The following is a 13,931-nucleotide window of genomic DNA, read 5'->3' on the forward strand; positions in this document are numbered from 1 at the left end:
AGTGCGGAAGGATATACAAACCAATATTTGTTAAAAAAGTTGCCGGATTTGTATCAGCCGGATATGCCAATAGCACTGGCCGGAGAAAGTTCAGGGTCAAGCAGCCTCATCAGCTGAAGGAGATTAGACTCCGACATGGCAATGCAGCCGGCAGTAGGCTTGCCAGCGGCTCTCCAGATATGCAGGAAGATAGCGCTGCCTTTGCCGGACATAACCGGATCATCGTTGTATTTCAGAATGATAGCGTATTTATATAGGGGCTGCTGGAGCCGCTCATAAGACCGCCAGCGCTGATCCGGATTGCCGGCATAATTCACCCATTGATTGTACTGGCTGGATAACGGATCATCGACCCAGTAATCCTGATTAGACGTTCTTGTATAGAAGATACGAAGTCCGCCGGGATTCATTGCTGATCCGAAACCTGAGCCGAGGCGGTAGATACCGGAGGGGGTCCGCCCGTCACCTTCCTTGATTTTGCCGATGCCCTTGCTGCCCAAGGTGACGGGTATTCCTGAGAGGACGGATTGCCATTGCCCGCCGATGTTCTGCTGAAGCGACAGCTGGCCGGTCTGGGAATGGATGGACTTCGCTTCGACAACAACCATCTGCTGGCTATGTATAACATCTGCCTTGTAGGGCCAGGAAGCGGCGAAGCCGGCTGCAGAGGACCGGGGAGACCAGGTGGCGCAGCTTAAGAACAGGAAGAAGAGAGACAATAATCAGATGGCTGGTTGTACGGAAATCCGCGGTTTCATATTATGGCAACGCATAGCTCAGCCCCCTTTGTCTTCTTATTTACCTCTGGAGGACTGAGGGGAATCGGCTGGATAATGGAATGTTTTATAGAATAATATGTAATCGAAGAGCAGTCTGTACAAATGACACATTACAATATTGACTATCAATAGAAAAAATGACATTAGATAACATTCTTGATTATTTGTCTCTTGGTTGGCTGTTCCATCCCGGTGCTCCATAAGTTAATAATCACATTTTCAAACGAATGAAAGTTGTAGGGCGATTCTTAGGATTTCCTCAATCTGTTCTCACGGCTTTGACCAAGCGCCCGATAAACTGAATGGGGAGGAGGGTATCCTGGGGATTCTTGGAGAAAGCCGAGTTTACGACAATTACTAGATCAAGGTCGGGTACGAGTGTCAAATATTGGCCGGCATAACCCATACCGAAAATGGCCTTATGTCCGCTGTACTGATTTATCCACCAATGTAAACCATAATTACCAAAATTAATATTTCCCTCCGAATGCGGAGTGGTCGTATCCTGGATCCATGCCTCCGATACAATGCGTTTACCATTCCATATGCCATGGTTAAGCACCAATTGGCCAATCTTCGCTAGATCCCTTGGCTTCATCTTCAGTCCGAAACCACCTGAATTCGAATCATCCGGTGAACTAGGCCACTCTACGCTATTAATGTCGAGAGGACCTAACAGATGCTCTTTGGCAAAATCGAGTTCGGATTTTCCAGTCGTTTTTCTGATAATCGCCGCCAGCAATTGGGAACCGCCCGTATTATAATTCCAAATAATACCTGGGGCGTCATCCATTGATTGGCTAAGTATAAATTGGTTCCAATCCTTGGTCTCTGTCATAGGTTTGAGCATATAGTTCCACTCAGTCCATTCCGGGAAATGCAAGCCACTTGTCATACTGAGCAGATGCTCCATGGTAATGGATTTCTTAGCTGATGAATCGAACGAATCTTTATATTCGGGAAAAAATGCCTCGATCGGCTCATTAATTCCTTTCAGATAGCCTTTATCGATAGCTATCCCGATTAAGAGCGAAGTCACGCTCTTAGTGATGGAGTTTACAGCCAGCATAGAATCCGGCATGCCATCCTTATAATACTCGGAGACGATTGTGCCGTCTCTAACAACCAGCATGGAAAGAACCGCCGATTTCTTGGCAAGTTGCATCACTGCCTCGATTTCCTTGGAATCCATCTCAACCTGCTCTGGAGTGCCGATCTGCCACTCCCCATTAGGCAAGCTAATCACCTTGGAGCTGTTGAGGGATGGCACGGAGGTTGAGGACTTTTCGGAAGAGCAAGCGGAAGTGGCAAGGATCAGACAAAATGCCCCAGCCACCATGGCCAGCTTAGCAAAGCTGAATAATTTGTTCATAGAGTAACACACCCCTTAAATTTATAATTCGAACTCCCTTATGGTAGTGTAATGGGCGTGTATCGTCTTCCAATTTCTTGCTAACGAATTAACAATTCTTGCTATAATAAAAAAAGACTGAATCTATGAATAGGAAAAAGGAAAGGAGGGAAACGGATTGTGGCAGCAAAAGCCTTGGAATTGGAATACCGGTACCGGATCAACCATGTCGTCAACTACATGGAAGAGCATCTTACGGAGCCATTAACCCTTGAAGAAGTATCGGACGTGAGTGCCTACTCACCCTATCACTTTCATCGGGTGTTTAAAACGGTGATGGATGAGAATGTGCACGGGTTTATCCAGCGGATCCGCATTGAGAAGGCAATTAAGCTGTTATTGTTTCATCCAGGTAGAAGTATAACTGATATCGCCTTGGATTGCGGTCTGCAAACTCAGGCCCACTTTTGCAGAGTATTCCGCAAGCATACCGGTCTGAGCGCTTCTGAATACCGGGACAGATTTCGTCTGCGGACGATCGCAGAACGGTTTAGGGCTAAAGTCACCTTAGAGAAGTCCACCGAACTGTCCGGCAAGCTGGCAGAGCTTCCGATCGAGATTCGGAGCCTTGCTCCGATGAATACGATCTATGCCCGATATAGGGGGACTATCAATGAAGGAAGGATTAATTCGGATATTACAGGGCTCTTTGAGCATGTAGCCTCATGGTTGGTCGCGAGAGAAGCCTTGAATAAAGACAGCTTAACTGTCGGACTCATCTTAGACGACCCTTACATCACGCCGGATGGCAGACACAGGTACGATGCTTGTATTACAACGGAGCACCGGATGACACCGACTGGCGATCTGGGTGTCCGGACGATTCCCGGAGGCAAGTACGCCCTTGTGCAGTTGAAAGACAGACCGGATACGGTGAGAGATCTGCTCCACTTAGTCTCCACCGAGTGGCTTCCTCTAAGCCCGTATGTATGGGACGTCACGAGACCAGCCCTGGAAATTTTCTTCCCCAACTCGCTTGACCATACGGCAGGACAGTGGGAAATGGAATTTGGCATCCCTGTTAAACTAAATGAAGCCGGCTTCTGAGGTATCACGTACTGACGGTATTCCGTTGTGGCGGTAACGCCTGCCTATACTCCAGCTGTTTCGGGCAGGAGGTGATTATAGTCTAGCGCTGAAGAGCGACGGTACCGTTTAGTTACTCAGATTCCTGGTATTTCGTGCGCGATTTCCAATTCTTGCGGTGAATGCAACAGTTTGCACTTTTGGGGTACAGACATGTCCAATCTTGGGGGGGAATGCTTACAGGATTACAATTATTATATAGTTCGCTAAACGTTATCTATCAAAACAGCGACAGCTAAGGACAGGAAATAGCGTCCTTGACTGTCGCTGTTTTGATTTCGGAGCTCAGTCCAATCCTTTATTTTAAGCTGACAACAGTAGTGCTATAACCCCAGCGTACTGCCTTTTTCCAGCCGCCGGATCTGCTGTTCGCCGCTATCCGCCAGTTCCCGGAACTGGTTGATCGTCTCCCGCATCTTGGGGAGGGCTTCCTGCTTATAGGTGCTGATAGAATCAAGCGCAGACAGGACATCTGTGAACGCCTGCTTCAAGGTGTCAGCGGAAATACTGGTTTCGAGCGATTGCTTGTGAATGGCCGCGCCCTGGTCTTTCAACATTTTGGAGGTGCCGCTGATCAGGTTGTTGGTGGTCTGGTTCAGCAGCTCGATCTTTTTGAGTACGATCCTCTGATTGTATAAGGCACTTGCGACCGTAACCGAAATTTTGAGCGCAGATACCGTGACGTTCCGTGCTCTGTCCACACCGCGGATCAGCTCTTTGTTGTTGCGTATTACGACTTCAATGGCCATGATCCCCTGCTGATTGACCACCAGCATCTGCTGCAGATCCATTACCCTCTGACGTAACGGGAATAGGACTTCTTCGGTGATGAACCGGATTTTATCCTCGTCTTCACTGCGCTGCTTAGCCGCCTCAATCTGCGTCTCGATCTCCTGATCCATCAGGATGCCGAGCTGAATTTCCTTTTTCAGCCGTTTAGTCAGCTCCCGCAGAGTCTGTTGCTCAATCTCTAAGGTGATATTGTCATTTTTCAGCACGCTTTTGCCTTTATCCAGAGACAGAATGATATCGGAGATGACACTATCCGCCTTCTGGTATTTGGCGAAGTAATTACGCAAGGGATGGAAGAACTTGCCCAGGAAGCCGCTTTTGGCGAAATCAACTGCACTCGGGTCCAGATCCTTCAGCTGGAGATGCAGCTCTGTTAATCCCTTGGCGACCTGGCCGCCTTCATCACCGGTCTTGGAGAGATTACCTACAGATACCTGCAGGAGCGAATTCTTCTCCGAAGAGGAGCGCATGGTGCCCATCCCGAAGCTGTCAATCGACTGCAGCACTGATTTGCGTTTCTCCAGTGAATCGAAATCCAGGGCAAGAATATTGGATACATTATTGACCGCCTGTTCCTTCAGCTGCGTAACTTCCTCCGGCTCCGTCTGCACCTGCTCTTCGACGGCCTCTTTCAGCTTCTCAGGGCTGGGAATTTCCATTGAGAATGACATGGGAACCCTCCTTCGGGATTATGGGACTTACATTTGCACATTGAGCAGATTGCCGATTTTGTAGACCACATCTTCAGTATCTGCATTGATATTAGCCGCCTCATTGATGCTTGAAATGCTCTCCAGCGCCTTGATGTTGGCGTTATATCCAATTGTATATACGGGGATTTTGTAGCTCTCAATCAATCCTCTGATCTCATCCAATGAATGTCCTTCGTTCGTCTCCCCGTCGCTAAGCACGAAGATCAGCGGTTTCATCTCCGGATGCAGCGCGAGCTCCTCCTTCAGCATCTTCATGGCCACGACCATTCCGTCAAAAGTAGCCGTCCCGCCGGCAGCCTGCAGGCTATTGATCGCCCCAACGAACATGGACTGATGATTGGTGTCGTATTTGCCGATCGGCAGATTAATCGTTACATCACTGGAGTAGGAGACAAACCCGATGCTGTTGTCCTTGCCCAGAAACTTCTGGCCCTTCAGCAGCGATTCCTTGAGCCGGTTCAGCGGTTCCCCGGCCATGCTGCCCGATACATCAGCAACAAATACTGCGGCAATCTGTTTGCTGCCGTCTTTTTTCTCCTTCCATAGCTTCTGGGCTGAGGAGAGGAGGGAGCCGTCCACCGGAGCCAGCTCGGACTTGTAATCATTCAGACCGTTAAAGCCTCTGTCTGAGGCTGCTGTCTGGTATTTGTCCTGCACGGCAAATTCGGCGAACTTGCGGATGATCTCCAGCTTCTCTTTTGGCAAATCACCCAGTGCATAGAGTGGACTGTCATGCCGTACCCCGAAGGGGGTAAACACATAACCGCTTGTCAGATCTGCCGCATTGACATACGTCTGATATTCCAGCACAAAAGCATCCAGCATGCCCGACTTCGCTGCGTCCCGCATCTGCAGGGTAGTGGAGGCAATGAAAGGCACATTCGCCTGGAACTTCTCAAAGCCTTGAACCGCCTTGTCCCCAAGCAGATCCGTACTGTCGAACGTGCCCAGTGCAGTCACGAGGAAATTCAATCCCGTGGAGCTGGCAAAAGGATCAGTGTAGCCCATCGCGAGCTCATTCGCTGCAATGGCATCGGTGATCGTCTTCACATTAATCGAGCCGTATTTGCCGACCAGCTGATCATATTTCTGCTTGCTCATGACCACCCCGGCCACATTGCCGGCCAGCCGCTCAGATACAAGTTCCGCTGAGATGCCGCTTGCCTTGACCATTTCACCCCATAGCTCATTGGACGAAGTGTAGGCGTCTGGCACATATTTGCCGGACCGGATATAATCTGCGGCTGTGCCTGATGCAATATTACGAATGCTGACCGAGACGGGCTTGCCGTCCACGAGGATACCCGCAGAGTTGAAGTCATTGGCCACTTCATTCAGCCAGCCGTCGTTGCCGGTGCCGGATTTCTCGGTCGAGGAGAAAATTTCGGCATAGCTGTCCGTTGTGCTGTTCACAGAAAGCGGGAATTTGGAGATATCGGGCAATGAATCGCCGACTGCTGCCGGATCAAGATCAATTTGCCCTTTTACAGGTGCGGTACTGCTCACGTTAATATCTTTATAGATCCTGTTCAGCCTTTTATCCGCATCTTCTGCAGAGATCTCTGTCTTGGATTTGCCCAAGTTCGCGGTCAGGCTGATTCCGAAGTAGACAAGCGCAAAGACGGACACGGCGATGAGGCCAAGTACGATGAATGTTTTGCCTTTCCCGGCCATAATCATCTTCCTTTCGTTACTGATAGAGTTTCGTCTGCCCGATCAGGGCGGTCAGCTCCTGCATGCAGGGCATTTCCAGAGCGGCGTCATAATCAGCACTTCCGAGCCGGGAGATCTCCAGCAGCAGCTGGTCCAGCTTCAGCAGAATCTCTTCGTTTGCTGCCAGACAGCCTTTGACATGGGTGAAATATTCGTTGAACAAGGCGTTTTTCTTCTGGATGAATGTACTTGTGAATCTGCCGGAGTTAATTGTACCCGTAAATTGCGAGAATTCGGCGGCATCGAATACGCTTAGTTTGTTCAGAATACTGCGGATATTCAGATACAGGAGCTTCTCCACTTCTTGAATCACTGTATGGAACTTCCGGAAACTGAGCTCCTCCCGCCCGAAACGCCCGGCAAGAACATTCAGCAGCGTCAGCTTTTTTTTATCCATCCGCTCCAGCTGATCCAGGGCCAGGGCGACATCCTCTTTCAGTACCCTCACATTACGGTAGCGGTAAAGTTCAGCTATATAGTCTTCCCGTGAATCGAGAGGAGGGACAGCGGGAACAATTGCCCGTTTGAAGAGCAGGGTATAACTCCCGTAAAGCACAATCAGCAGGCTGACAACGAGCAGGGTTACCCCTGTTGCAGTTTCAAGAGCACTGGACCCGCCGATAGCTATTCCCAGCAGTCCTGGCGATAAGATAGCAATGTTCAGAATGACGACTCCGGCAATTACGCCCAGCAGCTTCACAGGTCCGGAACTATTCAGGATTAACACCCCCTCCAAGAGTATATTTAGCTACTGCGCCTTTTGATTCGTAAATGGAGAGAAATACTGTGCATGTAACGTTTAGCATGTTGGGATTTTACATTTCCCCGCTGTGCTGTACTAATAATTGGAAGTATACTAGTCTAGTGGATAGGATAATTATGGGGAAAAGAAGAGTGCAAGGGGGAAAAGACTTTGCTTTTACGTAAAACAGTAATTCAGCTCATAGTATGTATACTGGTGGTGTCCGTATTCCTGCCTTCCGGCAAGGAAGCAGCTGCGGCGCCTGCGTTAAAAGTGGTAAGTGCATCCGGCGGTTCTGCGCATGGAATTGCGGCCTGGAGCGACGGGACAGTGACCGGCTGGGGATACAACAAACAAGGCCAGGTCGGCGACGGTACCAGCATTAATCAGTACGTTCCCAGAAGAGTGGAGGGTCTAAGCGGTATCGTGCAGGTGGCGGCAGGCGGGAATACATCCTTCGCGCTCAGCGGGGGCGGTGAGGTATGGGGCTGGGGTCAAGCCTACAGCAGCTTCATTCCGAATGACCCCATTCTGCCCGATCAAAGAAGGGAAGGTCCGGTTAAGCTCGAAGGTCTTCAGGACGTTTCATTCCTGACTACGGACGGCTCCAAGGGAATTGCTGTGAAAAAAGACGGGACCGCAATGCTATGGTATCCGTCCTATGATCAGGCTGACAGCAGGCTGGTTCAGATCCGGTATCAAGCGCTTGAAGGCGTTTCAGGAATTAAATCCGCTGTGATTAATGGTAACGATGCGTTGTTTCTTACCGGGGCTGGCAGTGTGAAGCAGATAAGCATCTATAACAGTGTCCTGAAACGGATGCGCCTTGGGAGTGATCCGGTCAGTGTAGGTACGCTGGCTTCATCTTCTATAACAAGTATGGCAGCATCGCAAGGTGAGGTGTTCCTGCTCCGAAGCGACGGCCAGATCCTGCGCTGGAACAAGGGGCTTCAAGCGACGTTACCCGTTGCCAATCTTAACGGCGTCTATCAGCTGCAGGCGGGATTCTACCGGCTCTATGTACTGAAGAAGAATGGGACAGTCTGGCAATGGAATTACAACTCAGGAGCGCAGGTTAAACCGTTTCAGGTAAAAGACGGAGACGGCATCACTAATATATGGGGAAGCAGCGGGAACTTCGGATTTGCCCAGAGCAAAGAGGGTGCTTTTCTCGGTTGGGGGGACGGTTTTGACTCGGGACTTGCGACTGGCAGCGGTACGACAACCAGGGATGAAGAGGGTTATGTCCTTGCACCGGTCCAGCATCCGCTAACTTTCGCCGTGAACGGGAAGCCGTTATATTTCTATGGAACCGCAGCAGTGATTGACGGCAAACTGTATGTTCCGTTGACCAGTGTATTCAAGGCGCTTGGTGTACAGGTCAGCAGGGGGATATCCAATCCGGATCCGAAGCTCGGCAATTATCATTTCACTGTCTGGTCCATTGTTTACGGGAATTCGACGATTCAGGTTAAGGTCAGCGATCCGCTCGAATTGTATATCAATGGCAAGAAATCAGGCCGTGAGTTTAAAATAGGCAGCTTGCCCGATAGCACAATATTCCCGCTGGAGGATATCTGCGGGATTCTGGGTATAGGCCTGCAATGGAATAAAGTCACAGGTGAAGTGAAGCTGGGGACTGCAGCAGCCCAATAAGATGAGTGCTGCTGGCACGTTGAACGGGCTGGGTTTCAGTTCTGGACATTCCGGTCTACAAGTTATAAACTGAACTCAGTTGAGTCTACAACTTGTAGACCGAAAGGGCGTAATAACTTGAGCAGAAATGCATTAACCGAAATGGAGTCCAAATTTGCAGAACTGATCTGGAGCCATGAGCCGGTTCCTTCAGGCGAACTCGTGAAGCTGTGCGAGGCTGAACTGAACTGGAAGAAATCAACAACGTATACGATGTTGAAGCGTTTGGAGAGCAAAGGCATATGTGAGAACCGGAATGGCATAGTTACGGCAATTCTGAATAAAGAGGATTTCTACGCAGAACAGAGCAAGCAGTTCGTGGAGGAGACCTTCGAGGGTTCCTTGCCCAGGTTTCTGGCGGCGTTCACCAGGAGCCGGAAGCTTAGTGACAGCGAAGTAGATGCCTTTGTGAAGCTAATCAAGGAGCATAAGGAGGAATAGCCGTGGATCAGCTGTTGGAACACCTGATGAAGATGACTATTACAGGCAGCTACTGTATTGTAATTGTAATCCTTATGCGGCTGCTGCTCCGCAGGGTTCCCAAGATCTATTCCTATGCATTATGGTCCATAGTCTTGTTTCGGCTGATCTGCCCGTTCTCTTTCGAGAGTGCCATCAGTCTAATACCGGCGGAGGCGCAACAGATTTCAGTGAAATTGACGGCTTCACAAGCTGCTGCAGGGGCAGTCCTGCCGGATTCCCGGTCCGCTCAAGTCCTGCAGATACCGGAGGAGAGCCAAGGTGCTGCAAGCCTGCAGCCAGTGAATGCTGTATCACAGTCAGTGACTGCTACAGCTCAATCTGCAGACAGCCCGGCTTCCGGTAATCCGTGGGCCCAGACTGCGCTGTATATTTGGCTTACCGGGATTGGCATTATGCTTGTACACAGCCTGACTGCCACAATCCGCCTGAGACGCAGGCTGGAGAACGCTCGGCTCATATCCGGGAACATCTATGAAACCAGGCGGATCTCAACCCCGTTTGTCTCAGGTATGCTGAGACCGCGGATTTATCTTCCCCCGGGTCTGCAGGATCAGGAGCGGGCTTATATCATCAAGCATGAGCAGGTGCATATCCGCAGATTTGACCATATCATCAAGCCTCTAGCCTATGCAGTACTCTGTATCCACTGGTTCAATCCGCTGGTCTGGCTCGCATTCTTCCTGATGAGCGAGGATATGGAGAAATCCTGCGATGAGAGTGTAATCCGGCAGCTGGGCAGCGGAATCAAGCAGGATTATTCGCTTTCGCTGTTAGCTTTGTCAACCGGGAGACGTTTTACCTACGGCTCGCCGCTTGCTTTTGGAGAGAGTGGTACGAAAGGACGGATCCGCAATATTTTACATTACCGCAAACCCGCATTCTGGGTAGTCCTGCTCTGTATTGCCGGAACCGCCGGCATTAGCGTGGGACTGCTTGGCAACCCCAGACAGCAGGCAGAATTCACTGAAAGGGATTACGCAGAACAATACATTAAGGCGAATATTGCCTCCTATCAAAGAGCGGTGCCGGATCTAACTTTTGAGAATAGCACCATCACTACATTTGAGCGCATCGGTGAATTCGATCACCTGCTGGATACGCCTGTGCAGCTTTGGGCTTTGGAATACAGGCTGAAGCCGGATGATGCAGACAAATTAATGCAGCTGGGAAATATAAATATAGAAGACGGAATGCTTACCGAAGACGGGAGTATGGGCAAGCCGATACTTGTATTCTCCTATCAGGATTCTATACCGGAGTATCTGGGGGAGATCAGGAGCGGGGAGAACGACATGTCCCGGCCGGCCGGTCAGGAAACAGCTCTCCGCAAGTTCTTCGAAGGGAAAGGCATACTTCCGCATGAAACATTCAGCGGCAATCATATCCTGGTCAAATTTATTTTGACCGCTGGTGAGACCAGCCAGCTGTTATTATCCCAGCCTGTGAAGCAGGGAGAGCAAGGTATCTGGACCGTCGAACGCTGGATGGATACGCGCGGCAATGAGTATTACGAAACACCGGAGACGGAAGAGACTCTGGCTGCATACTATGCCGGCCTGCAGGCGGGAGCTGATGCGGGGACGGAACAGGCATGGCTTGACCCGCTTCAGGTGGCGGTTCAATATATCAGAACTGAACTGGGCCAGCCGGTATCCAGAGACAATCTTGTAGTAGATTATGAGGCAACTGCCGCAGATTTTGCAATTGCACCTGTGAGCAGCTTCCTTGGTTACGTTACAGGTCTTGCCATGGACAGCGACACATTGAATTTGGATCAGGTGGAGTGGCTGACGCTTGAAGATTCTGAACGTTTTGCCGCCCTGGGTATCACGGAGGAGGATCTGCCGGGAGGATTCTATATCCTCAACAAATATAAGATTAACGATCTCTACACTGTCACGGCGGAAACGGAGTATAAGCTGATAGACCGTGTGAATCCCGGATCGCTCCAAAGCGTCAGCAAAGCGGAGTTTATTGCGTATTATGAGCAGTTTACCGGCTTCGCCCCTCCATCTATGATTACGGTAAGCAATAACACGGTTAATACCGTCACAGAGGTTTATGTTCCGTAACACCACAAATTTTAAGAATTAAGGGTTGACGCCAGCTCACTTGACGTGTAACATATGAACAGTCGTCAACCCGATAATTACATATTGTTCTCGTATAACCTCGCAGCCATCAGGTACATCAGGGCGAGGGTTTCTACAGGAAGCCTACTCTTCCTAACTACGATGATAAGGACTTTGTTACACAGGTCCCTATCCCGGAGTTAGGATTATTTGCGTGTTGCGGCCGACACAACAGAGATTCAGGAGGCATAATTGAAATGAAAGATATGAAATACTTAATCTCCGTGCTCATAGGTGCTATGAGCTACGGCATTTTATCCACAATCGTCGTATTAGCATACGGAGAAGGCTATAAGCTGGGCGAAGTTGTTGGTACCCAGCTGCTGACCGGCTGCATTCTCGCCTGGCTGCTGGCCTTATATACCAAGGTTAGAGAGAACCGCAAACAGCGCAGCCGTACCAATACTGCGGCCACGGCTGCTGTCAGCAAGGCTCCGGCCATGAAGCTGGCCTGGAAACACAGATTGCTGCTAATGCTCGCCGGCGCGCCAACAGTGGTTACCGGTCTGCTGTACTACCAGTCCCTCCGGTATATTCCGGCGTCGCTCGCCATTATTCTCCTGTTCCAGTTCACCTGGATCAGCGTGCTGATCCAGGCTGTAAGCAAACGTCAGCGCCCCGATAAGATCACTGTGCTAACCTTGATCCTGCTGTTCGGGGGAACGCTGCTGGCAGCCGGAATTCTGAATCAGGGAGCTGCCGAGTTTAACGCACTCGGGCTTATGCTCGGGCTGTTATCTGCAGTAAGCTATTCCATGTTCATTATCTTCAGCGGCAAAGCCGTTCCGGCTGCGCATCCGGCTTACCGTAGCGCCTGGATGGTTACCGGCGGCCTGCTGCTGCTGTTCATCCTGTTCCCGCCATACTTCCTGTTTAACGGTTTGCTGTGGAGTCAGCTGCTGCTGTTCGGCTTCCTGCTTGGATTGTTCGGCGCCTTTATCCCGCCAGTCCTGTTCGCCATCGGTGTTCCGCATATTGGCGGAGGCATGGCTGGTATTCTGGGTGCTGCTGAACTGCCGGTTGCCGTGCTGCTGTCCTCGTTCGTACTGCATGAGCATGTGAGCGGCCTGCAGTGGACCGGAGTGGTTCTGGTGCTGATCGGAGTCGTACTGCCGGAGCTGTATAAGCTGCGCTGGAGAAATTCCCGGTCTGTCACTTCATCATCCGTTTAAGTTCTTATTCAACCGTAACATGAAGCAGAGGATTAATTTCCGTATTACCCGGAAATCAATCCTCTGCTTATTTACATACGAAGAATGTTCCAATCATCCGGGCGGAACAATCGTTCATTGAAAGCGCAAACATTTTTGTTGCCAAAAGTGAAATAGAGTGCTATTCTGAATTTGGGATTGTTACTGAAAAGGCAAAACCCAAAACATGGTCACGTGTTTTGGGTTTTGCCTTTCTTTATGTTAAGGCCTGCGGGACGCCGCGGGAATCCTTGATTAATCCGTCTACATCCTGTATTGATGAATGAAATTCGGGATAAAGGAGGGCAGAGGGTTGATTATCGAAAAAATTTTCAATAATAATGCCATTATTGCCAAGGATTCAGGCAAAGATGAGCTGGTGGTCATGGGACGCGGCATCGGATTCAAGAAGAACGCCGGCGATCCGGTGGATATATCCCTGATTGAGAAGACGTTTGTACTGAAGCAGAATGATGCTTCGGAGAAATTCAAAGCATTAATGGCAGATGCGCCCGCCGAATATGTAGCTTTAAGCTACGATATTATCGAATATGCCAAGCATTCCCTGAAGGTGCGCCTAAGCGATTATATCTATGTTACATTAACGGATCATTTGACCCATGCACTTAGGCTCTGGGACCAGGGGATCCGCAATACCAATCCGCTCATCTGGGAGATACAGCGCTGTTATCCCAAGGAATATGGTATCGCACTTCAAGCCTTGCAGATCATTGAGGGTTATACCCGCATCCGCCTGCCGGAGGATGAAGCCGGCAATATTGCCCTGCATCTGATCAATGCGCAAATAAACAGCTCCGGTCATAGAATTGCTGATGTCACCAGACAGACGCAACAGATCGATGACATTCTCAATATTGTTAAGTATTCCTATAACAACGAGATTGATGAGAGTTCGGTCAGCTATGAACGGTTCATTACGCATCTGCGGTATTTTTTTCAGCGGTCACGCAAGAAGGAAGCGGTGGAGTCGGTTGATGATTTTCTGCTTAAGCAGGTACGGACCAAATACAAAAAGGCGCATAGCTGTGTACTCAAAATTGAGCAGTACCTGGACACCCGGCTTCTGGATGAGGAAAGACTGTACTTGACGATTCACATTCAGCGGGTAACACAAAGACAAACTGAATAAAACCTTTGGATTGTTACTGGTCATGCAGGCGAAACCAAATCGGCA

The 13,931-nt window shown here is 49.8% G+C and carries 11 protein-coding genes and 1 riboswitch; of the genes, 6 read left to right on the top strand and 5 right to left on the bottom strand.

Annotation, left to right across the window (positions count from 1 at the left end; genetic code table 11):
- Nucleotides 1-53: 53 nt before the first annotated feature.
- The gene (locus NSU01_RS15440) at nt 54-719 is read right to left on the bottom strand and encodes a L,D-transpeptidase family protein (RefSeq protein ID WP_256703902.1); all 666 of its coding nucleotides are present in this window, start codon (nt 717-719) and stop codon (nt 54-56) included.
- Nucleotides 720-1,038: 319 nt separating this feature from the next.
- Entirely contained in the window at nt 1,039-2,151 is a 1,113-nt protein-coding gene (locus NSU01_RS15445) for a serine hydrolase (protein ID WP_083705571.1), read from the bottom strand.
- 159 nt (nt 2,152-2,310) lie between these two features.
- On the opposite strand from NSU01_RS15445, the gene NSU01_RS15450 reads away from it, so the two are divergent.
- A complete protein-coding gene (locus tag NSU01_RS15450; RefSeq protein ID WP_083705572.1) occupies nt 2,311-3,237 on the top strand; it encodes an AraC family transcriptional regulator in 927 nt (308 codons plus the stop codon).
- A 362-nt stretch (nt 3,238-3,599) separates the two neighbouring features.
- Here the strand turns inward: NSU01_RS15450 and NSU01_RS15455 are convergent, their stop codons facing one another.
- Genes NSU01_RS15455 through NSU01_RS15465 form a run of 3 tightly spaced genes read right to left on the bottom strand, consistent with a single transcriptional unit; the run spans nt 3,600 to nt 7,221 of the window.
- Nucleotides 3,600-4,739, bottom strand: a complete 1,140-nt coding sequence (locus NSU01_RS15455) for a toxic anion resistance protein (protein ID WP_042136815.1) — start codon at nt 4,737-4,739, stop codon at nt 3,600-3,602.
- A 27-nt stretch (nt 4,740-4,766) separates the two neighbouring features.
- Nucleotides 4,767-6,455: a VWA domain-containing protein gene (locus NSU01_RS15460; RefSeq protein ID WP_076244798.1), complete on the bottom strand. Its 1,689-nt coding sequence runs from the start codon at nt 6,453-6,455 to the stop codon at nt 4,767-4,769.
- 16 nt (nt 6,456-6,471) lie between these two features.
- On the bottom strand, nt 6,472-7,221 hold the full coding sequence (locus tag NSU01_RS15465) for a hypothetical protein (protein WP_336100800.1): 750 nt from the start codon (nt 7,219-7,221) through the stop codon (nt 6,472-6,474).
- A 186-nt stretch (nt 7,222-7,407) separates the two neighbouring features.
- On the opposite strand from NSU01_RS15465, the gene NSU01_RS15470 reads away from it, so the two are divergent.
- The 5 genes from NSU01_RS15470 to NSU01_RS15490 all read left to right on the top strand — a co-directional run bounded on the left by NSU01_RS15470 (nt 7,408) and on the right by NSU01_RS15490 (nt 13,886).
- Nucleotides 7,408-8,892, top strand: a complete 1,485-nt coding sequence (locus tag NSU01_RS15470; RefSeq protein ID WP_076244800.1) for a hypothetical protein — start codon at nt 7,408-7,410, stop codon at nt 8,890-8,892.
- Between the two features lie 117 nt (nt 8,893-9,009).
- On the top strand, nt 9,010-9,372 hold the full coding sequence (locus tag NSU01_RS15475; RefSeq protein ID WP_076244803.1) for a BlaI/MecI/CopY family transcriptional regulator: 363 nt from the start codon (nt 9,010-9,012) through the stop codon (nt 9,370-9,372).
- A gap of 2 nt (nt 9,373-9,374) precedes the next feature.
- Complete coding sequence (locus tag NSU01_RS15480) at nt 9,375-11,486, top strand: M56 family metallopeptidase (protein WP_076244806.1); 2,112 nt, start codon at nt 9,375-9,377, stop codon at nt 11,484-11,486.
- A gap of 70 nt (nt 11,487-11,556) precedes the next feature.
- Nucleotides 11,557-11,666: riboswitch (purine riboswitch) on the top strand.
- Nucleotides 11,667-11,752: 86 nt separating this feature from the next.
- Nucleotides 11,753-12,718 (top strand): DMT family transporter, encoded by a 966-nt coding sequence (locus NSU01_RS15485; protein WP_076244989.1) that lies wholly within the window; start codon nt 11,753-11,755, stop codon nt 12,716-12,718.
- Nucleotides 12,719-13,049: 331 nt separating this feature from the next.
- Nucleotides 13,050-13,886: a PRD domain-containing protein gene (locus tag NSU01_RS15490; RefSeq protein ID WP_076244808.1), complete on the top strand. Its 837-nt coding sequence runs from the start codon at nt 13,050-13,052 to the stop codon at nt 13,884-13,886.
- Nucleotides 13,887-13,931 lie beyond the last annotated feature (45 nt).

It is taken from the genome of Paenibacillus sp. FSL H8-0259, from assembly GCF_037963255.1.
Classification (GTDB): Bacteria; Bacillota; Bacilli; order Paenibacillales; family Paenibacillaceae; genus Paenibacillus_AQ; species Paenibacillus_AQ phytohabitans.

Coding starts and splice junctions, on each gene's coding strand:
- NSU01_RS15445 (WP_083705571.1), bottom strand. CDS start 2,151: ATGAACAAATTATTCAGCTTTGCTAAGCTGGCCATGGTGGCTGGGGCA.
- NSU01_RS15455 (WP_042136815.1), bottom strand. CDS start 4,739: ATGTCATTCTCAATGGAAATTCCCAGCCCTGAGAAGCTGAAAGAGGCC.
- NSU01_RS15460 (WP_076244798.1), bottom strand. CDS start 6,455: ATGGCCGGGAAAGGCAAAACATTCATCGTACTTGGCCTCATCGCCGTG.
- NSU01_RS15485 (WP_076244989.1), top strand. CDS start 11,753: ATGAAATACTTAATCTCCGTGCTCATAGGTGCTATGAGCTACGGCATT.